Below are 18,632 nucleotides of genomic sequence, written 5' to 3' on the forward strand. Positions count from 1 at the left end.
CGTCGGGCGCGTCCCGGCCCGAGCGTGCGGGACGGAACACTCCTGGCCGGTGGTGAGGTCAGGACTGGCCGGGAGCGAGGCCGAGGGCGGTTTCGGTGTCCTGTCCGCCCCAGCCCTGCTGGGTGCGCCACAGGACGTGGACGCCGAAGACGGCGTGGACGGCGGCGGGCGACCAGTCGTCGGCGGGCGGTTGGGACAGCACCAGGTAGAGGTGGTCGGCGGCCGTCGGCAGTGTGTGGTTGACCTCGCGGAGGCGGGCTGCTCCCGAGCGGAGGTCGGGGTACGTGGACAGACCGGTGCCCAGGACCTCGTAGAGGAAGTGGCCGTGTTCGGTGGTGCAGGTGACGTCGACGACCGGTGAGTCGGCCTTCGGCTGCCGGTCGGCCCGCAGGAGGGCCGCCATCAGTTCGAAGCGCACGGCCTCATGGGTTTTGCAGGTGCGGTCGGTCGCGGCCGAGGTCTCCAGGAACCGGAGCAGGTCCGTGCTCGGCCCGGCTGCCGGTTCGGACGCCGGGGCGGCCGTCGGGACGGCGGTGCCGGCGGTGGTGCTGGGCATGGGTTGGTTTTCCTCCGGCTCGGGCTGCTCGGGCTGGTTGGGCAGCCCGGGCTGCTGTGGCGATGTGGGCGGCTCGGTCCGCCCGGGCGGTGTGGGCTCGACGGATCGCGTGTCGGCGGGCTCCTCCGGGGCCCGGTTCTCGTTCGCCGGACGGCTTGTGGCCTTCGCCGCGAGACGCTGTTCCAGCGTCCGGCGCGCCTCGGCCAGGGCCTCGGCCCAGCCACTGCGCTGGAGTTCGGCCCGGAACCGGTCCAGGTCTGGGGTGTCCGAGGCGAGCGTGCGGTTGGTGTTCGCGGCGAGGTCCCGCAGGAGTGCCAGGCGGTCCCGGTCCGGGGAGCCGAGGACGCGCCAGACGTCCAGCCAGTCGTGCTGGTCCAGGCGCAGGCAGCGGTTGGCCATGCCCTTGAGTTCGGAGAACCTGGCCCGGGCGTCGGACGGGACGTTGCCGTCGGCCAGTTCTCCGACGACGGTGAGCGCGTCCACGTACCGCTCGGCCATGGTGGGCGAGATGGGCCTGCGTCCACGCTCGTCGACGGTGACGAAGGTGACGTTGGAGGTGTGGCGCAGGACCCAGGCGTCCATCTCCGCCCCGGTCTCGGGAGGGGCGGAGCCGTGGCGTACGGCCAGGAGCAGCGGGCGGTCGGTGGTGGGCGAGACCGCCTCGACCTTGTAGTTGCCGCCGGTGGTGTGGCCGACGACGCGGACCCTGATGTCGGTGCCGATCCCGGGGGCGTTCCCCGCCGAGGTGGCCGGTCCGGCGGCATGGCCGGCGACCTCGCCGGTGTCTGGGGCGATGCCGGTGGGCTGCTGTTCCGCGGGGTCCGCGGTGCCGGGGTTCGTGAGGGCCTCCGGGAGCGGTGCGGTGTGCAGGACGGTCAGGGTCTGGGTGCTGCGGGTCAGCGCGATGTAGAGCTGGCGCAGGCCGGCGGGGCCGCGAGCGGCGATGGTGGCGGGTTCCACCACGAGGACGTGGTCGTACTCCATGCCCTTGGCCTGGGCGGCGGCCAGTACGGACACCGCCTCGCGTTCCTGCTGCGTGAGGCCGTCCGCCTCGTCGAGGTGGCGGGCGATCTCGTCGAGCCAGCCGGAGTCGTCGGGGACGATGACGGCCACCGAGCGCAGCGTGTGCCCGTCACTGCTGCCGAGGAGTCGGACGGCCTGGGCGACGGTGTCATCCAGGAGCCGCCACGGCTCGGTCTCGATGGTGCGTACGGCGCCTTCGCCGGCTTCGCGCACCGCCTGCGGGTACGGCAGCGAGGGAGCGACCGTGCGGGCCAGCGGCGCGACGAACTCCATGATCTCGGCGGGCACGCGGTAGCTGGTGTTCAGTTCGGCCACGCGCCAGTCGCCGTGGTCGGACAGCAGCGTGCCCAGTTCCTCCCAGTCGGTGTGCGTGCGCGGTCCGGTGGCCTGGGCGAGGTCGCCGAGGACGGTCATGGAACCGCCCCGAGCGACGCGCCGGCGCAGGGTGCGGGCCTGCATGGGGGTCAGGTCCTGGGCCTCGTCGACGACGATGTGGCCGTAACGGCGAGGGGTCTCGCCGGTGATGAGGTACCGGAGTTCCTCGAGCAGGACCAGGTCGTCGAGGGTCCACGCATCGCCGTCGGCGGTGGCGGCGCGGGGGCGGTGCAGGGCGGCCTGCTCCGCGTCGTCGAGGACGTCGGCGCCGCAGGCGCGCAGCAGGTCGGGCGAGTCGTAGAGGCTGCGCAGGGCCTCCAGGGCGCCGGGTGAGGGCCAGACGCGGTCCAGGAGGCGTTCGACCTTGCGGTTGCGTTCCAGGCTGCGGCGGATCGTGCCGTCCGCGCCGCGGCGCGGGGCGACGGCGACGAGTTCGGCCAGGAGGCGGTCGACGAGTTGGTTGCGGAAGCGGTCGCGGCGCTCGCGGTGGGCGCCGTCACCGCCGCGCGCCTCGTCCAGGAGGGCGAGGACCTCGGAGCGCGGCACGCGCAGGGTGGTGCTGCCGGCGGTGACGGTGAAGGCCGGTTCGTCGCCCTCGAAGGAGGGAGCGGTGAGGAGGGCGTCCAGGGCTTCGGGGCGGCACTCGCGCTCGACCCGCCGGCGCAGGACGGCCGCCATGCGCTCGTCGGACTTCACCAGCCGCGCCCGCGGGGTGTCGGTGCCGAGGGTCTCGCCCTCCCACAGGCGGGTCAGTTGGACGGCGTTGACGTCGCGGGTGCCCAGAGTGGGCAGCACGTGGCCGACGTAGTCGAGGAAGCGCTGGTGGGGGCCGATGACGAGGATGTCCGAGGCCGTGAAGTGCTCGTTGTTGACCAGCCAGGTCACACGGTGCAGGCCGACGGCGGACTTGCCGGTGCCCGGCCCGCCCTGCACGACGAGGATGTCGGTCGGCGAACCCGTGACCAGGGCCATCTGGTCACGGCGGATGGTCTCCACGATGTCCCGCATCCGGCCGCCACGCGAACGCTGCAGCTCGCGCAGGAGGAAGTCGTCCGGCCGCGGGGGCCTGCGGCGCTGGATACGGGCGATGTCGGAAGGAGTGCGGGCCGGCGGACGCTCCCGCTCCCCGCGTTCCCCGCGCTTCGCGGTGCGCGGCCGCCCGGGCGTCGGGAGGTCGTCGGCGGCGGGCCTCGGCGTGGGAACGAGGCCCACGTCGGGGACGGCCTCGGGAGCTGCGTCGGGGACGTCCTCGGGGGCGGTGGCGGAGAGTGCTCCGGGTACGGCGATCTCATCGGAGTAGTCCTCGACGACACGCTCCGCGCAGCGCAGCCGACGCCGCAGAACGACGTCGCCCGGCGCATCCTGCTGCGCCTCCAGCCACTTGGTGGCCATACCGCTGGTCCAGAGCACGACGACGGTGTCGCGGGTCCGGACGTCGGAGACGGGACGTCGGCCGACATACCAGGGCCGAGGCTCTCCGCCGGGCTCCTCCGGCGCGTCGACGCGGGCGAAGACCAGCGACTCGCCCCCGAGGCTGCCGTAGGCCGCCGCCCGCTGCTCCGCGTCCTTCTTGTTGGCGATGCCGTCCTTGCCGGTGGCCGACGCCGTGGCGGCCCCCGTTCCGCTCATCTCGGCCAGCCGCGCCTCGTAGCAGGCGTACGCGTGGTCCACCGCCTGCTGCTCGAGGGCGATGACGTCGTCGCGTGTGGTGGTGCTCATGTGCTTTCCCTCCCTCGCGACGCCCCGCGGGACGCCGCTACGGGCGTACGCCCGTCCCCAGCGATATGACTATCAGAGACCGGGCGGTGACAAACAGTCCGGGGCCGCATCGGGTGGAGCAGCCGACGACTGCGTGTTGGGGCCTTGACGGCCGGTCGGTGGCGCCGGTGGACATCCGACGGAAGGTGTCCGGGCGCCGGCGGGCCCCGCGCTTCGGCTGGATGCCCGCGGCCATCGAGGACGGCGGCGATCCGGCGCCAGTCCTACCTGCCTGTACAGATCCAACTCCGTTGTCTGGGGGATCAGTTGCAGCGCTCGTTGTCAGTGGCGAGGGATAGCGTCGTAGTGCGCCCAACCGCACCAAGTCTCTGCTCCCCCCTCCATCTCCTGAGGAATTCACTCATGGCATACGGCCCTGTGCTCGTATAGCTACGGCCAGGTGGCGTGTAGCCCTGCGTAACGGTGCGGGGCGTCGTTTCTCCTCGTCGGTCGTCTCGTTGAGCTGAACGAGTGATCGCGGGTGGGGCGGAGGGGCGCGGGTGCGGCAGGACTGGGAGCCGGAGGATCTGATCGAGGTCTGGACGCTGCTCGAAGACGACATGAAGCGGGTGCGGAACAAGTCCGGGGCGACCAGGCTCGGGTTCTCGCTGCTGCTGAAGTTCTTCGAGGTGGAGGCCAGGTTCCCGGAGTCGGCCCGGGAGGTGCCGGCCGCCGCGGTGCAGTACGTGGCCCAGCAGGTGAAGGTCCCCGCCGAGGCGTGGGGCGCCTACGACTGGCAGGGCGACCGGATCAAGCGGCATCGCAAGGAGATCCGGGCGGCGTACGGGTTCCGGGCGAACACCGAGGAGGACCAGGACCGGTTGGCCGCCTGGCTGGCGACCGAGCTGTGCCCGGTAGAGCTGTCCCGCGACCGGCTCGCCGCCGCGGTGGTGGCCTGGTGCCGCAACGACCACATCGAACCGCCGGCCCCGGGGCAGGTGCGGCGGCTGGTCGGCAAGGCGGTCAAGGACTTCGAGAAGCGGTTTTGCCGCGGCACGCTGGACCGGCTCAGCCACGCGACCCGCTTCCGCCTGGAGGACTTGATCGCGGGTGACGGCGGCCAGGACGCGGACGGCGGCGGCGCCGCTGTGGCGGGTGGTGGGCGCTCGCACTTCGCCGAGCTGAAGACGGACCCGGGCGCCCCGGGTCTGGAGAGCCTCCTGGCTGAGGTGAACAAGCTGGAGCGGGTGCGGCGCCTGGAGCTGCCCGCGGACCTGTTCGCGGATGTGTCGGAGAAGCTGGTCGACGCATGGCGGGTGCGGGCGTCGAAGGAGTACCCGGCGAACCTGGAGCGGATGACGCCGCCGCGGCGTCTGACGCTGCTGGCGACGTTGTGCCATGTGCGGCAGACGGAGATCACCGACTCGCTGGTGGACCTGTTCATCCAGCTCGTGCTGAAGATCAACACGCGGGCGGAGCGGAAGGTCGACAAGGAGCTGGGGGCGGAGCTGAAGAAGGTCCGCGGGAAGGAGGCGATGCTGCTGCGGGTCGCGGAGGCGGCGTTGTCGGAGCCGTCGGGCATCGTGCGACGGGTGATCTTCCCGGTGGTCGGCGGGGAGAAGACGCTCAAGGCGCTGGCGGCGGAGGCCGCGGCGAACGAGGCCCGCTACAAGGCCCGGGTGCGGACGGTGCTGCGGTCGTCGTACTCGGCGCACTGGCGGCGGATGCTCGCGCCGCTGCTGAAGGCGTTGGAGCTGAAGTGCAACAACACCGCCTACCGGCCGGTGATGGACGCGATCGACCTGCTCCAGCGGTACCTGGAGCAGCCGCTGAAGGAGGGCGCCTTCTTCGACGCGGCGGAGACGGTGCCGCTCGACGATGTGGTGCCCGAGCAGTGGCGGGCGGCGGTCGTCGACGACAAGGGTCGCGTCGAGCGCATCCCGTACGAGCTGTGCGTGCTCGAGGCGCTGCGGGACGCGTTGCGGCGGCGGGAGATCTGGGTGGTGGGCGCCAGCCGGTGGCGGAACCCGGAGGACGACCTGCCCGCGGACTTCGAGGACAACCGGGACGTTCACTACGCCGCCCTGGGCCAGCCGCAGGACGCCGGCGAGTTCATCACCGCGCTCCAGAGCAGGCTCCGCACGTCGCTGGACCGCTTCGAGGCGGCTCTGGCGCAGGGCACCACGGGCGGTGTGGCGATCGTCAAGAAGCACGGCGAGCCGTGGATCCGGGTCTCCCCACGCGGCAAGCAGGACGAGCCGGAATCCCTGGTCGCCATCAAGGGGGAGATCGAGCGCCGGTGGGGCACCATCGACCTGCTGGACATCCTGAAGTACGCCGAGTTCGACACGGACTTCATCGCCGAGTTCACCTCGGTGGCCACCCGCGAGAACCTGTCCAAGGACGTGCTGCGGCGCCGCCTGCTGCTCGTGCTGTTCGCCCTGGGGACCAACATGGGCATCAAGCGGGTCGCGGTGACCGGCAAGCACGGTGAGTCCGAGGCGACGCTGCGGCGGGTGCGGCACCTGTTCGTCAACCGGGCCAACATGCGCGCCGCGCTGGTGAAGCTGGTCAACGCCACCTTCACCGCCCGCGACGAGATGTGGTGGGGCACCGGCACCGCGTGCGCGTCCGACAGCCGCAAGTTCGGCTCCTGGTCCTCGAACCTGATGACCGAGTGGTACCAGCGCTACCGCGGGCCCGGCGTGATGATCTACTGGCACGTGGAGCGGAAGTCGGTGTGCATCTACTCCCAGCTCAAGAGCTGTTCGGCCTCCGAGGTCGCCTCGATGATCGAGGGCGTGCTGCGGCACTGCACCGACATGGACGTCGACCGGCAGTACACCGACACCCACGGCGCCTCCATCGTCGGGTTCGCCTTCGCGCACATGCTGGACTTCAAGCTGATGCCCCGCCTGAAGAACATCGGCTCCGCCCGGCTCTACCGGCCGGCCGCCGGAGAAGACGACGCCTGGCCGCACCTGGCGCCGGTGCTGTCCATCAGGACGATCAACTGGGACCTGATCCGCCAGCAGTACGACCAGATCGTGAAGTACACCACCGCCCTGCGCCTGGGCACCGCCGAGGCCGAGCAGGTCCTGCGCCGCTTCACCCGTGGCGGCCCCAAGCACCCCACCTACCAGGCGATCGAGGAACTCGGCCGGGCAGTACGGACGGCGTTCGTGTGCGACTACCTCGCCGACGTCGAACTGCGCCAGGAGATCCACGAAGGGCTCCAGGTGGTGGAGAACTGGAACAGCGCGAACAAGGACCTCTTCTACGGCAAGGACGGCGATCTGGCCGGGCAGGACAAGGAATCGCAGGAGGTGTCCATGCTCGCCCTCCACCTGCTCCAGTCCGCGTTGGTGCACGTCAACACGCTGCTGATGCAGCAGGTCCTCGCCGACGAGAAGTGGGCCGAAGCCCTCACCGACGCCGACCGGCGGGCCCTGTCCCCGCTGTTCTGGACGCACGTCAATCCGTACGGCCGGTTCGAGCTGGACATGAACAGCCGCCTCGACCTCGACCTCATCCGGGTCGCGACGGTCCCTGGGCCGCGTGCGCCCGGCGGCGAGACGGCCGTTGCGCCGGTGTGACCCGAGCGCCTCAGCCGGCGCCGTGGATGACGACGCCGAGGCGGGCAATCAGCATCGTCCGCCTCCCTTTCGGCCGCCGGCGCCTTGCGCGCGCTGTGTGACCCGGACGCGCCGGAGCTGGACGAGGACGTCGCGCGCCTGTCCCCTCTCAAGGACCGGCACATCAATTTCCTGGGCCGCTACCTGTTCAACATCACCGCCAGCGGTCCCGGTCAGGGCCTGCGTCCCTTCCGGGATCCTGACGCCGTCGAGGACGGCGAAGACGAGGTGTGAGGACGTGCCGTTCGGCGGTTGGGCGATGCCTTCGGGCTCGTCCCGCAGCGGGGCGGCGAGGGTCGGGGTCTTCGGGTTCTGAGTGGGAACGGGTCGGGAAACCGGTGCTGGTGTCTGCAGTCTCGGCAGGACATTTTCAGGCCGTCAGGTCGACGCGCGACCGCCGGTCCTGCCGGTGCCCGGAGCCCTGGACGTCTGTTCGCTCCGCGGCGCCTTGGGCAGTGGGAGGTCAGGGTGCGGGCCGCGTCGGCGGTGGTGGCGTTCGGCGGAGGAGAGCAGAGCGGCGGCGAGGGTGAGGCCGGTGGCCAGGAGGAGGGGGAGGAGCAGGCTGATGCCGATGAGGGCGCCGGCGGCTGCTGTTCCGGCGGATCCTGCGGTGATCTTCAGGGCGCCGACCCAGACGAAGATCTGTCCGCGTGCGTTGTCAGGGGCGTATTCGCTGCGGGCGGCGAGGGTGGCGGCGAAGAAGTAGGCGTTGGCGATGCCGGCGGCGGCGTAGGCGGCGAGGGCGAGCGGGAAGGAGGGGGCGAGGGTGGTCAGCAGGAGGGTGGCGCCGACGACGGCGGCGAGGCGGGTGGTGAGCCGGTCTGCTTCCGCGCGGGAGGGCCGGATCATGACGCCTGCAGATCCGGCAAGGTTCCCCAGGCCGTAGGCGGCGGTCAGGAGTCCGGCCGCGGAGGCGCTGACGCCGAGGGCGGAAGTGCCGGCGACGGCGGCGATGGGCAGGGCGGCGACGCTGAAGGCGACGGTCACGGTCAGATACAGCGTGCGGCGCAGGGGCCCGGAGGCGAGGATGCCGGTGAGGGTGCGGAGGGGGCGGGGGACGTCCGCGGCCTTGCCGGGGGCCGGGGCGTAGGGCAGGAAGCGGATGACGGCGGCGGCGATGAAGCAGCCGGCGGCCAGGGTGAGGACGGCGGTGGCGGGTGAGGCCCAGGCGGCGAGGGCGGCGACGAGGGTGGGGCCGACGGTGCCGCTGATGCCGTAGGTGGCCACGTCCCAGCCCTGGGCCCGGCGCTGGCGTCGCTGGCCGTGTCCGGCGATGGCGGGCAGACGGCTGCTGATGCCTCCGGTGAGCAGGGGCCCGAACAGGCCGGAGACGACCAGCAGGGCGGCGGGGACGGCGGGGTGGGTGTGGGGGTAGAGCAGGACGGCGGCGGCCAGGGCGGTGCCGTGGGCGAGGGAGGCTGCGGCGATGACGGTACGGCCGTCGCGGGCGGTGTCCAGGCTGCGGGCGACGAAGGGGCCGAGCAGATGGGGGGCGGTGATGCAGGCGCCCAGGGCGCCGGCCAGCCATCCCGGCCCGCCGCCGGCGGTGACCATCAGCACGATGGCCACGACCGCGCCGCCGTCGGAGGTGCGGGCCAGCGTCGCCGCGATGATGTAGCGGGCCAGCGGGCCCCAGCCGGGCTCGTCGACGGACTGGTCGGTGCGTGGGCGCATGGCCGCGCGTTCTCCTGCGGGAAATGAGGGCGGAAGGAAGTCCGGTGCGCCGTCGCCCTCCCGCAGGTGGGGAGGGCGACGGCAAGGTGTCAGGTGTGGAGCTGGAGCTGCTCGATCACCGTAGCGAGGTGGGCGCGTTCCTTGGCGTCCAGGCCGCGCAGCGGCAGCGGGAGGTTGCGGTGGGCGGTCAGGCCCAGGTGGGCTGCGGCCGCGGCGATGACACGCAGGGAGCCTCCGTGCTGGACGAACAGGTCCCACAGGGGCTGGAGCCGCTGTGACTCCTGCTCGGCCTGCTCGTGCCGGCCGGCCTGTGCCGCGCGGGTGAGGGCGAGAGCCGGCTGGGGGAAGGTGCCGCCGATCACCGAGTACCAGGCGTCGCATCCCGCGTTCAGCCCCCGGGCCGCGGCCGCGTCTCCGCTGATACCGATGGTCACCGTCTCGGGCAGGAGCCGGCGCAGGTGCTCGACACGAGCCCGGGCCTGCTCGGGATCGGCGGGAAGGGCGGGGATCTTGATGGAGGCGACCTGCGGCAGCCAGGCCAGGCGGGTGTAGAGCTCGTCGGTGAAGGTGAAGTGCGTGGTGCCGGGGTTGTCGTAGATCACCAGCGGGACCGACAGGTTCGCGGTGACCTCCTCGAACAGGCCGAAGACGTCCTCCTCGGTCAGCGGCTGGTAGGACACCGGCGCCAGCAGGACGGCGGAGGCCCCGGCGTTCTGCGCGTCCTCGGCGGCCTGGAGGATCTGGCGGGTGCGCAGGGCGCCGATGCCGACGATGACCGGCACGCCGTCGGCGTGCTCGACCGCGAGGCGGGCGACGCGGGCACGTTCCTCAAGGGACAGGTAGGCGTAGGAGCCGGTGGAGCCCAGCGCGCCGATGGAGTCGACGCCGGCGGCGGCGAGCCGCTGGACCAGCGCGGCGTACGCCTTCTCGTCGACGTTGCCGTTGCCGGGGATGGGAGTGAGCGGGAAGGCGCTCAGGCCGGTGAACAAGACTGGCCTCCAAAGAGGGAGCGAGGGGCGGACCTTCGGCGGCGGGCTGTGGCCCCGCCGCCGTGCTGGGCGGGCCGGGGTGGTCAGGCGGTGGCGTCGGGGTGGGCCGGGCTGAGGTAGTGCACGGTGCTGCTGTCGCAGTGCGGCTGCAGAAGGGCCTGCAGGTCGCCGGCCGCGGTCTTGAGCAGCTGCTCGTCGCGGGCGGCGGCGACGGTCTCCAGGACGAAGGCGACGCGGGTGGAGTCCTCGGTGACGCGGGTGCGGTGGGCGTCGCGGTGGTTCCAGTGCCGGGTGAGCACGTCGGTGGTGTCGGTGTAGATGACCTCGCCGGGCTTGGGCGTCTCGACGGTGCCGGGCTCGCCGAGCGGGGTGAAGCTCTCGCTGCCGTCGGCGTAGCGGATCTCGACGACGCCGGTGACCTGGTCGAGGTCGAAAGCGCCGGCGGGCAGGCCGTGGCGGACGGAGACGGCGTTGTAGGAGTCGACGGCCGGGTTGATCCGGGGCAGCGAGCCCTTCTTCGCCAGGCGGCGGCCCAGCGCGTCGACGCTGGGCCGGATGCGGCGGGGATTGGTGCCGAAGGCGCGGTATACGGCATGCCACGCCTCGATGCGCGGGTCGTTCTCGTCGGCCGGGGACCAGGAGCCGTCGGCGAGCCGGGCCTCCAGTTCCTCCAGCGCGGCGGTCGTGGCCGGCCACGGTTCGCGGCCGCGCAGACCGGTGGCGGTGACGACGGCGATGAGGGTGTCGGGGAAGGCGCCGGCGACATCGGGGGCGAGGCGAAAGACAGTGGTCATCGGAGGGTCCGTTCCGGGAGTGGTGTGCGGTCAGGTGAGGGCGAGGAGGCTGACGGCGACGGCGGCGGTGCCCAGACCGATCAGCTGGCCGCGGTGGATGCGCTCGGCCAGGACACTGCGGGCGAGCAGGACGGTGCCGGCCGGGTACAGGGCGGTGATCACGGCGACGACGGCCAGGTCGCCGCTGCGGGCGGCGAGCAGGAACAGCAGGTTGGCCACCGAATCAAGCACGCCGGCCGTCGCCGAGATCGCATACGCGGGCTTCTCCGGGCCCAGGCGCCGGAACATCACGCCGGCCGCGGCCAGGGTGAGGCGGAGGACACGGCACGGCCGACGATCAGCGGACCGACACCGCTGTCGGAGGGCGCCTGGTGCAGGAAGACCAACTGCAGGGCGATCGCGGCCCCGGCGCCGAAGGCCAGCAGCAGCGCGGTGCGCGACGGCCGCGCCGACTTCGCGCCGTGCCCGGCGCTGACCAGCACCACGGCGGCCAGGGCCAGCGGCAGGCCGATCAGCCCGGCCAGGCCCAGGTGCTCGCCCTGCAGCAGGCCGACGCCGACCGGCAGCATCGCCGAGACCAGCGCGGTGATCGGCGACAGCACGTTCATCGGGCCGATCGCCAGGGTCTTGTAGAGCAAGGCGAACGCGGCGGCCGACGCCACGCCGGAGGCTGCGCCCCAGGCGAGGGTGGCCGGAGCGAAGGAGGCGCCGAGGAAGGGCCACAGCAGCAGCTCGACGGTGAGCGAGGCCGGCGCGGCGATCATCACGGTCCGCAGGACATGGGCCTTGCGGGCGCCCAGGCCGCCCAGGAAGTCGGCGCACCCGTAGGCCAGGGAGCTGCCCAGGGCCAGCAGGAGAGCGATCACGGTACGTACATCCCTTACTATCAATGGAACGACTACACCGTACAGCGCACCGACCGTAGGTCGTCAACCGAACGACCGAGGGGTGCAGCACACCGACCTGCTGCTGGAGGGACGAAACCGATGGCCGAGACCGAGGCCGCACTGCGGACGCTTGCGCACAACGTCCGTACGGCCCGCACCCGCGCGGGACTCTCCCTGGATGAGCTCGGCCGCCGCGCCAAGGTCAGTAAGGGCGCCCTGGTCGGGCTGGAGAAAGCCCAGGGCAACCCCAACTTCGCCACCCTGGTCCGCCTCGCCGACACCCTCGGCGTCTCCGTCTCCGCGCTGATGGAGGGCAGTCTTGAACAGCGGGTGAGGGTGGTCAGCGCCGACGCCGTCATGCCCCTGTGGAAGGGCGAGCGCGGCAGCGAGGCCCGGCTCATGCTGACCACCGGCGGACCGGCGGCCACCGAGGTCTGGCGCTGGACCCTGGAACCCGGCGAGGAATACCCCAGCCACCCCCACCAGGCAGGCGTGACCGAGACCGTCAGCGTCACCGCCGGCGAGATGGTCCTCGTCGTCGACGGCACCGAGTACCCCGTGGCCGCCGGACAGACCGCCACCTTCGACGCCGACACCACTCACACCTACCGCGGCACGGGCACCCAGACCTGCCACCTGATCATGACCGTCCACCTGCCCCCGGGCCCCGCGTAGGGTTTCGATGGCCCCAGGAGGCCGGACCGCATCCGGCTTCCTGTCATCAAACGAACGTTTGCCGACAGGCGGCTGACGCGTCCAATGAACCCGGGAAGATTGGGGGTTCGCGGCGGTGTGAATCCAATCAGATCCGATGGTGATTGCTGACAGGGTTTGACGACAGATAGGGTCCGATCCTCCGCACGGAAAGGGCCCCTCGGTGGCGAACCTGGTCTACAAGCGGGTCTCGACGGACCAGCAGTCGACCGCCTGGCAGGACCTCGTCCTGGCCGAGGCCGGGATCGAGGACCCGATCGTCTTCGAGGAGGAGCCGGGTACCTCCAGCCGTCTCCACCCGCTCCAGCGCCCGAAGTTCCGCGAGCTGCTGACGTACGCGCGGCCGGGCGACACCGTGCACATCTCCGAGATGTTCCGCCTCGTGCGCGGCAACCAGCACATCCTCGACGTGCTCGACGTACTGCACCGCGACCGTCTCGCGCTGCGCATCCACGACGGCGCGTTCTCCGCGATGGACCTCACCGCCCGCCACCCGCGCACCGGAGAACTGCTGTCCACCGTGAAGTTCATGGTGCAGACCCTCGCCGCCGCCGGCGAACTCCAGCGCGAGCTGACGTACGACGGACTGCGCGCCGCCGAGGCCAAGGGCAGCAAGGGTAGGACTTCCCCCCGTCGTCATGGAGTTCAGCGTGCCCGCCGGTTCGCGGATGAGACCGATACAGGCCGGTCGGGTCGGCGTACGCGCCCGCGAAGCGGTGGGGCGTGCTCGCCGGGGCCTTGCGCGAGATGAGGACCGGTTCGGTCCTCACCGATTGGCGGTGAGTCTATGCCACAGTGCCGCGACGGGGTAGGCGAGTAGCCCGGCAACTCCTCCCCATATGGCGAGCCAGACCATGTCAGCCGTGTCCCAGTCGATCTGCGGTAGTACTAAGGGGCCTGTAAGGATCAGGAGAATGATGCCGACTACGAGCCTGGTCAGGGCCTTGCTGTCCAGCACTGCGTTACTCCTCGCCTCTGCGGATCATTGCAGTTCCTCATAGGTCCCTTGCACGGCCCCGCCTACGGCACCGGCGAAGCCGCCGACTGTTGCGCCCGCCACGCAGCCGGTGGCCAGGGACGCGATGCAGCCGGTGACGCCTCCACCGACGGCGGTTGCCATGGACTTCTTTCCGACCCTCTTAACCGCGTCCCGGTTTCAAGCACACGGACGGTGTATGGGAGCAGCGGCTGGCAGTGGTGGACCTGGCCTCGGCTTCGGTGACAGCGACGTATGACAAACCCGGCCCAGTGGCTGCCGCCGGCCGCCGAGGTGCACTGCCGGTACATCACCGAGTGGGTGGCCACGAAGCTGCACTGGAACCTGAACGCGGACGAGACGAAGCGGCAGCCCTGCAGGACGCAGCGAGCGGCTGCCCGGAGCAGAGCGTCACCTACGAGCCCGTCGCCCAACCGCCGGGCCGCGCCCCCAGGCGCGCGCTGCAAGGAAGCGCTGGCTGCCTCACCTGCTCGTGAGGCGGCCTGGGCACTACCTGTGCCGACAGCTATCTACTTCGATCCATGCGGATCAGCGCGATCAGCACAATGACCGCACCAACCCCGCTCACGACGGCGTAGGCCACGTTCTCCGACATGACGGAGACCACTAGAGCGACCAGGAGACAGACGAGCGACGCCAAGAATAGATACGACCTTGCACTCACGGCAGGAGACCTCCAAGGAGTCCACCAGCAGGAGTATCGGCAAGTTCTTCCACTGCGCCATACCCGCCCCTCGATACCCAGCTAGGGCAGGACTGAGTAACGTTGTAACCCGAGACCACGGCGCCGATGGACGCACCCGCAAGGCCAAGACTGGAGCCCGCGGTGAAAGGACTGGCCGCGGCGGCACCCCCAGCCCCCAAAGTACCGCCCACCAGTAGCGCTGTGTCTTTGACGCACGTCTCCGTGTCGAGGCCGCTCGGGTCGGTCATGTTGACAGGGTCTCCGCCGGCATAGAGGTAGGGGTTGGATTCCTGCCCCGACGGGTCAGGCTGGGTGAAGCGGCTGAGAGACGGGTCGTAGTAGCGGTGGCCCATCTTGTACAGGCCGGTCGGGTCTGCGTACGCGCCCGCGTACCGGTACGGCTGGGGGGCGGCTTCGGTCGTGGTGCCGCGGGGCAGGCCGGGAGGCCATAGGCGTAGCGTGGGTGGGCTTGCCGGTGTCGTCAACGAAACTGAGGCCATCATCGATCGCGTTGGTGTGGTAGCGCTTGTCGACACAGTGAGGGCGCCCGACCTCCGTTCGAATGAACGTCGGGCAGGCGCCCTACCTCGCTACTTCTTTTCTCTCTTGTAGCTCCAATACGCCAACAGTATGGCAGCGACCAGGACGAAACCTCCCAGGATCCAAGTCGCCACTGGATTATCGAATCCGATTCCGGATGTTGCGGTGTTCATTTTTCTCCTAGAGCCACGAGCCAGTGATTCCGACGCCTCCCAGGTAACCGCCGACCGCATAACCGACGTCAACTGCTGCCGCGGTCTTTCCCGCTGCGCCCGCCAACTTCATAGCCGCACCGACACCACCTGTTGCGGCACTGAATATGCCGACCGCTGCCGTCTCACTAGCGGAGTTTCCTGAAGCAATGGACCCCGCCACTGTCAATCCCACGGAAGCCGCCGTGGCACCTATCGCCACAGGCGCTGAAACGGGAGCCAAGGCAGCCAAACCTACGACTGTGCCAGCCAGCCCAAGTCCCTCGCCGAGACTGAGAAGTCCCGACGGGTCACTGTTATTGATGGGGTCGCCAGCGGCGTAGAGGTAGGGGTTGGTTTCCTGCCCCGACGGGTCGGGCTGGGTGAAGCGGCCGAGGGACGGGTCGTAGTAGCGGTGGCCCATCTTGTACAGGCCCGTCGGGTCGGCGTAGGCGCCGGCGAAGCGGTAGGGCTGGGGGGCTGCTTCGGTGGTGGTGCCGCGCGGCAGGCCGGTGGGGCCGTAGGCGTAGGTGTGGGTGCGCTTGCCCGCGTCGTCGACGAGGCCGAGGACGTTGCCCGTGGCGTCGGTGAGGTAGTAGTAGGACTTCCCCCCAGCCGTCATGGAGTTCAGCGTGCCCGCCGGTTCGCGGATGAATCCGGTGTCGACGCCGTTCGTGGTCGTGGACGCCAGGCCGAGGGCGGTGTGGTGGAACCAGGTGGAGCCGAGCTTGGTGCGTTCGGCGTTGCTGGTGCCCGCGTGGACCAGGTCGTAGGTCTTGCCGCCTGCGGTGATGCCGGCCAGCTGGCTGTAGTCCGTCCAGGACTCGCCGGTGCGGGCGGTGCTGCTGGCGGCGGCGGTTTCGTTGCCGAGCTTGTCGTAAGACCAGCCGGTGGTGGAGCCGTTCTTGCCGGTCACCTCGCTGGCGTCGTTGTGGGTGTACGTGGTGCCGCCGGGGCAGACGTTCTTGCTGCCGTCCTGGCTCTTGAGGTTGCCGGCGTCGTCCCAGCAGTACAGCCACGATGCCTTCCGCGCGGCTGTGGAGTCGGCTTCCAGGGCGTAGGTGAGGCGGTCCTGGGAGTCGTAGGTGTAGGTGGTCTTGTACTTGGTGGCGTTGTCGGTGCGGGTGCGGATCTTGGTGGTGTCCTTGCCCGCACTGGCGTAGCTGTAGGTGAGGTCGATCAGTGTGGTCGTGCCGGAGGTGGTTTTGATGGCCTGCGGGCGGCCGTTCTTGTCGATGGTGACCGACTGGGTGGTGCCGCCGGGGTAGACGGTCTTGGTGCGCTTGTCGTTGTTGTTGTAGTCGAAGTCGGTCTTCTTGCCGTCCGGGGCGGTGAGGTAGTCGAGGCGGCCGGCCTTGTCCCAGCTGTAGTCGCTCTTCCCGGTCGGGTCGGTGTAGAAGTCGACGTCGCCGCCGGGGGTGTAGGCGAGCGCGGTCTGGGCGCCGTTCTGCAGGGTGCGCACGCTCTCGCGGTTGAGCTTGTCGTAGTCCCACTTCGTGGTGCCGGAGGCGTCGGTGCGGGACTTGACGTTGCCGTCGCCGTCGTAGGTGTAGGTGACGGTGGAGTTGGTGGAAGAGACTTCGCGGACACGGTCGCGGGTGTCGTAGGTGTAGACGGTGGTGATGCCGCGGCCGTCCTTGACCGTTTCCACCCGGCCCAGCGCGTCGTAGGTGTAGGTGGTCTCCCCCAGCGGCGCCGGCGGCTTCACCTTGATCAGATTGCCGTTGGTGTCGTAGGTGAAGGAGGTGATCTTGCCGTTGCCGTCCTCGGCCGTGCAGCGCTGGCCCTCGAAACCGCCGCACTTCGGGGTGGCCTCGTTGTAGGTGTACTCACGCGTGGCACCGGCGGTGCCCGACGTGGTCACCGACAGCGTGTTGCCGTTGGCGTCGTACGTGAAGGAGTCCTTGCGGCCGTCCGCGGTGGTGAAGTCGTTGGGCAGGTCGGTGCCCGCGATCGTCTGGTACGCCGTCACGGATGCCGTCGCGCCCATCGGCAGCTTCTGGGAGACGGCGTTGTTGCGGTCGTCCCAGCCGTAGGTGGTGGTGTTGCCGCCGGTGCCGTCCGTGCCGGTGCCCATCGCGTCGACGGCGGTCTGGGTGAGGTGGTTCTTGTAGGTGGAGTGGCGGGAGTGGCCGAGAGGGTCGGTGACCTTGGTGACCTCGCCGTCGGCGTTGTGTGTGTAGATGGTCTCGTCGCCGTCGGAGTCGGTGACCGTCGTCGTCCCCGCGTCCGCCGGGGTGGCCGCGCTGTAGTCGTAGCGCCAGGTCGGGCCCGTGTGACCGCCACCCGACGTGCCGGTGGCGCGTTGCAGGGAGGTGACGCGGTTGTGGCTGTCGTACGTGAAGAGAGTGACGGTGCCCTCGGGGGTGGTCACCTTCGTCACCCGGCGGGAGGAGTCGTACTCGTAGGCGGTGGCCTTGCCGGAGGTGTCGGTGACCTTGGCGAGGTTGCCGGCCGTGTCGAGGTCGAGGACGGCGGTGCGGCCGGTGTGGTCCTTGGCCTGCCACTGGTTCGGGTAGGTCTTGACCAGGTCGATCCAGCGGCCGGAGCGGGTCTCGGTGAGCTTGAAGCCCTTGTGTTCGGCGCCTTCGTCGTGCTGGTCGACGGTGATCGTGCCCTTGTTCTTGTCCGTGACCTTGGTGAGGGTGCCGTGCTGGTTGTAGGTGTCCTTGGTGCCGGACTTGCGGTCGGTGAGGGTGTAGGTGCCGTCCGCGTTCTTCTTCAGGTCCTTCGAGTAGCCGGACGGGGTGGTGTAGCCACCGCTGGCGTTGGCGGTGAAGCGCAGCAGGCTGCCGGTGGCGTCGAAGGCGTTCACCTCGCCGTCGGTGATCTGGAGGTAGCGTTCGTATCCCTGCCACCAGCGCTGCGACACCTTGCCCCACGGGGCTTCGAGGGAGTTGTAGGTGCGGGCCAGTTGGAGCTTCTGGCCGACGCCGGCGATGTCGAAGTCGGTGGCGGCGAGCATCAGGTTGCCGTTGGAGACGTTCACCCGCGCGACCAGGGCGTCGTTCAGGCGGGTGTCGAGGATCTGGTGCCAGGGCATGTCGCCCTGACCCTCGGGCAGGTAGTCGGTCGCCGCGGCGGCAGCCGCCGAGCGGGACGCCGAGCCCTTGTCCGGCTCCCCGCCCGTGGCACGGGCCTTCTGCGCCGCCCGCCAGGCCGCGACCTCCGCCGACGGCTTGGCTTCGGCCTCCGTGTCGGGCGCCTTGATCGAACCGGCCGGCGTCGCGGGAGCCTCCACCTTGGTCGGCTTCGTCCACGGACTCTCCGGCTCCGGCAGCTTGGGCTTCGGCGTCGCCGCCAGGCCGGGAGCGGCGGCGATCATCACGGCGGCCGTGGTGATCGCTGAGACGAGGGCGGTTCTGTGTGTTCTCCGGGCACGCCAAAACGGCGTGCGTGCAGCACGCGAGTGCATCAGCTTCCCCCCACAGGAAGTCAGGACCGGTGACCCCAGCGGTCACCAGCGGCACACAACGTGTCACAAGAAGCACACAAGTCGACGCGGCCTGCCCGGTAACCGCCGTCCGATGACAGCCGGAATCAGCCCCGCCACTTCAGTGGCCTCCGGGCCCCCGTAGGCCCGCAAAACGTTTTTTATCGGCGCCATCTCGCATGCCTCGGGGCAGCAGGAGCCTCTGTGAGTCGTCCGAAAGCCTGCTGCTCGGCGCGTTTGAGTGCTCGGCAAGCATCACCACCGATCGTTTCAGGCCAGATTCCGTGTAGATGAATTGCACCTTCTACCCGCATTGCTCAGCTTTCCTGGCCACTTCATGGTGTTATGGTTGATAATTTATTTGTCTTACGACAACTACCTAGAGAGGGCGTTGACTGCGCCCACCGGCCCGCGAAATGCACACTTGCCCCATCCGGCATG

The 18,632-nt window shown here is 70.2% G+C and carries 11 protein-coding genes and 1 pseudogene; 4 read left to right on the forward strand and 8 right to left on the reverse strand.

Features of this window, described 5'->3' with window-relative positions:
- Positions 1-58: 58 nt before the first annotated feature.
- Complete coding sequence (locus ACFIF2_RS26500; RefSeq protein ID WP_395575750.1) at positions 59-3,673, reverse strand: ATP-dependent DNA helicase; 3,615 nt, start codon at positions 3,671-3,673, stop codon at positions 59-61.
- 539 nt (positions 3,674-4,212) lie between these two features.
- Here ACFIF2_RS26500 and ACFIF2_RS26505 point away from each other — a divergent pair.
- Both ACFIF2_RS26505 and ACFIF2_RS26510 read left to right on the forward strand, forming a co-directional pair.
- Positions 4,213-7,248, forward strand: coding sequence for a Tn3 family transposase (locus tag ACFIF2_RS26505; protein WP_395575751.1), 3,036 nt, complete (start codon positions 4,213-4,215; stop codon positions 7,246-7,248).
- A gap of 84 nt (positions 7,249-7,332) precedes the next feature.
- Complete coding sequence (locus ACFIF2_RS26510) at positions 7,333-7,521, forward strand: hypothetical protein (RefSeq protein ID WP_395575883.1); 189 nt, start codon at positions 7,333-7,335, stop codon at positions 7,519-7,521.
- 144 nt (positions 7,522-7,665) lie between these two features.
- On the opposite strand, the gene ACFIF2_RS26515 is transcribed toward ACFIF2_RS26510, so the two are convergent.
- The 4 genes and pseudogenes from ACFIF2_RS26515 to ACFIF2_RS26530 form a co-directional block, all read right to left on the reverse strand.
- Positions 7,666-8,961, reverse strand: coding sequence for an MFS transporter (locus ACFIF2_RS26515; RefSeq protein WP_395575752.1), 1,296 nt, complete (start codon positions 8,959-8,961; stop codon positions 7,666-7,668).
- Positions 8,962-9,050: 89 nt separating this feature from the next.
- Complete coding sequence (locus tag ACFIF2_RS26520) at positions 9,051-9,950, reverse strand: dihydrodipicolinate synthase family protein (RefSeq protein ID WP_395575753.1); 900 nt, start codon at positions 9,948-9,950, stop codon at positions 9,051-9,053.
- 83 nt (positions 9,951-10,033) lie between these two features.
- Positions 10,034-10,744 (reverse strand): B3/4 domain-containing protein, encoded by a 711-nt coding sequence (locus ACFIF2_RS26525; protein ID WP_395575754.1) that lies wholly within the window; start codon positions 10,742-10,744, stop codon positions 10,034-10,036.
- Between the two features lie 30 nt (positions 10,745-10,774).
- Positions 10,775-11,610: pseudogene (locus ACFIF2_RS26530) on the reverse strand (EamA family transporter).
- A gap of 120 nt (positions 11,611-11,730) precedes the next feature.
- On the opposite strand from ACFIF2_RS26530, the gene ACFIF2_RS26535 reads away from it, so the two are divergent.
- A complete protein-coding gene (locus ACFIF2_RS26535; protein WP_395575755.1) occupies positions 11,731-12,306 on the forward strand; it encodes a helix-turn-helix domain-containing protein in 576 nt (191 codons plus the stop codon).
- Positions 12,307-12,508: 202 nt separating this feature from the next.
- Positions 12,509-13,096 carry a recombinase family protein gene (locus ACFIF2_RS26540; RefSeq protein WP_395575756.1) on the forward strand — a complete coding sequence of 196 codons (588 nt, stop codon included), beginning with the start codon at positions 12,509-12,511 and terminating at the stop codon, positions 13,094-13,096.
- A 15-nt stretch (positions 13,097-13,111) separates the two neighbouring features.
- Here ACFIF2_RS26540 and ACFIF2_RS26545 read toward each other — a convergent pair whose 3' ends face one another.
- The 3 genes from ACFIF2_RS26545 to ACFIF2_RS26555 all read right to left on the reverse strand — a co-directional run bounded on the left by ACFIF2_RS26545 (position 13,112) and on the right by ACFIF2_RS26555 (position 18,083).
- Positions 13,112-13,303 (reverse strand): hypothetical protein, encoded by a 192-nt coding sequence (locus ACFIF2_RS26545; protein ID WP_395575757.1) that lies wholly within the window; start codon positions 13,301-13,303, stop codon positions 13,112-13,114.
- A gap of 699 nt (positions 13,304-14,002) precedes the next feature.
- Positions 14,003-14,530 carry an RHS repeat-associated core domain-containing protein gene (locus ACFIF2_RS26550; RefSeq protein WP_395575758.1) on the reverse strand — a complete coding sequence of 176 codons (528 nt, stop codon included), beginning with the start codon at positions 14,528-14,530 and terminating at the stop codon, positions 14,003-14,005.
- A gap of 217 nt (positions 14,531-14,747) precedes the next feature.
- Positions 14,748-18,083: an RHS repeat-associated core domain-containing protein gene (locus ACFIF2_RS26555; protein WP_395575878.1), complete on the reverse strand. Its 3,336-nt coding sequence runs from the start codon at positions 18,081-18,083 to the stop codon at positions 14,748-14,750.
- Positions 18,084-18,632: the final 549 nt, after the last annotated feature.

The sequence above is a fragment of the Streptomyces sp. BK79 genome (genome assembly GCF_044142145.1).
GTDB lineage: Bacteria > Actinomycetota > Actinomycetes > Streptomycetales > Streptomycetaceae > Streptomyces.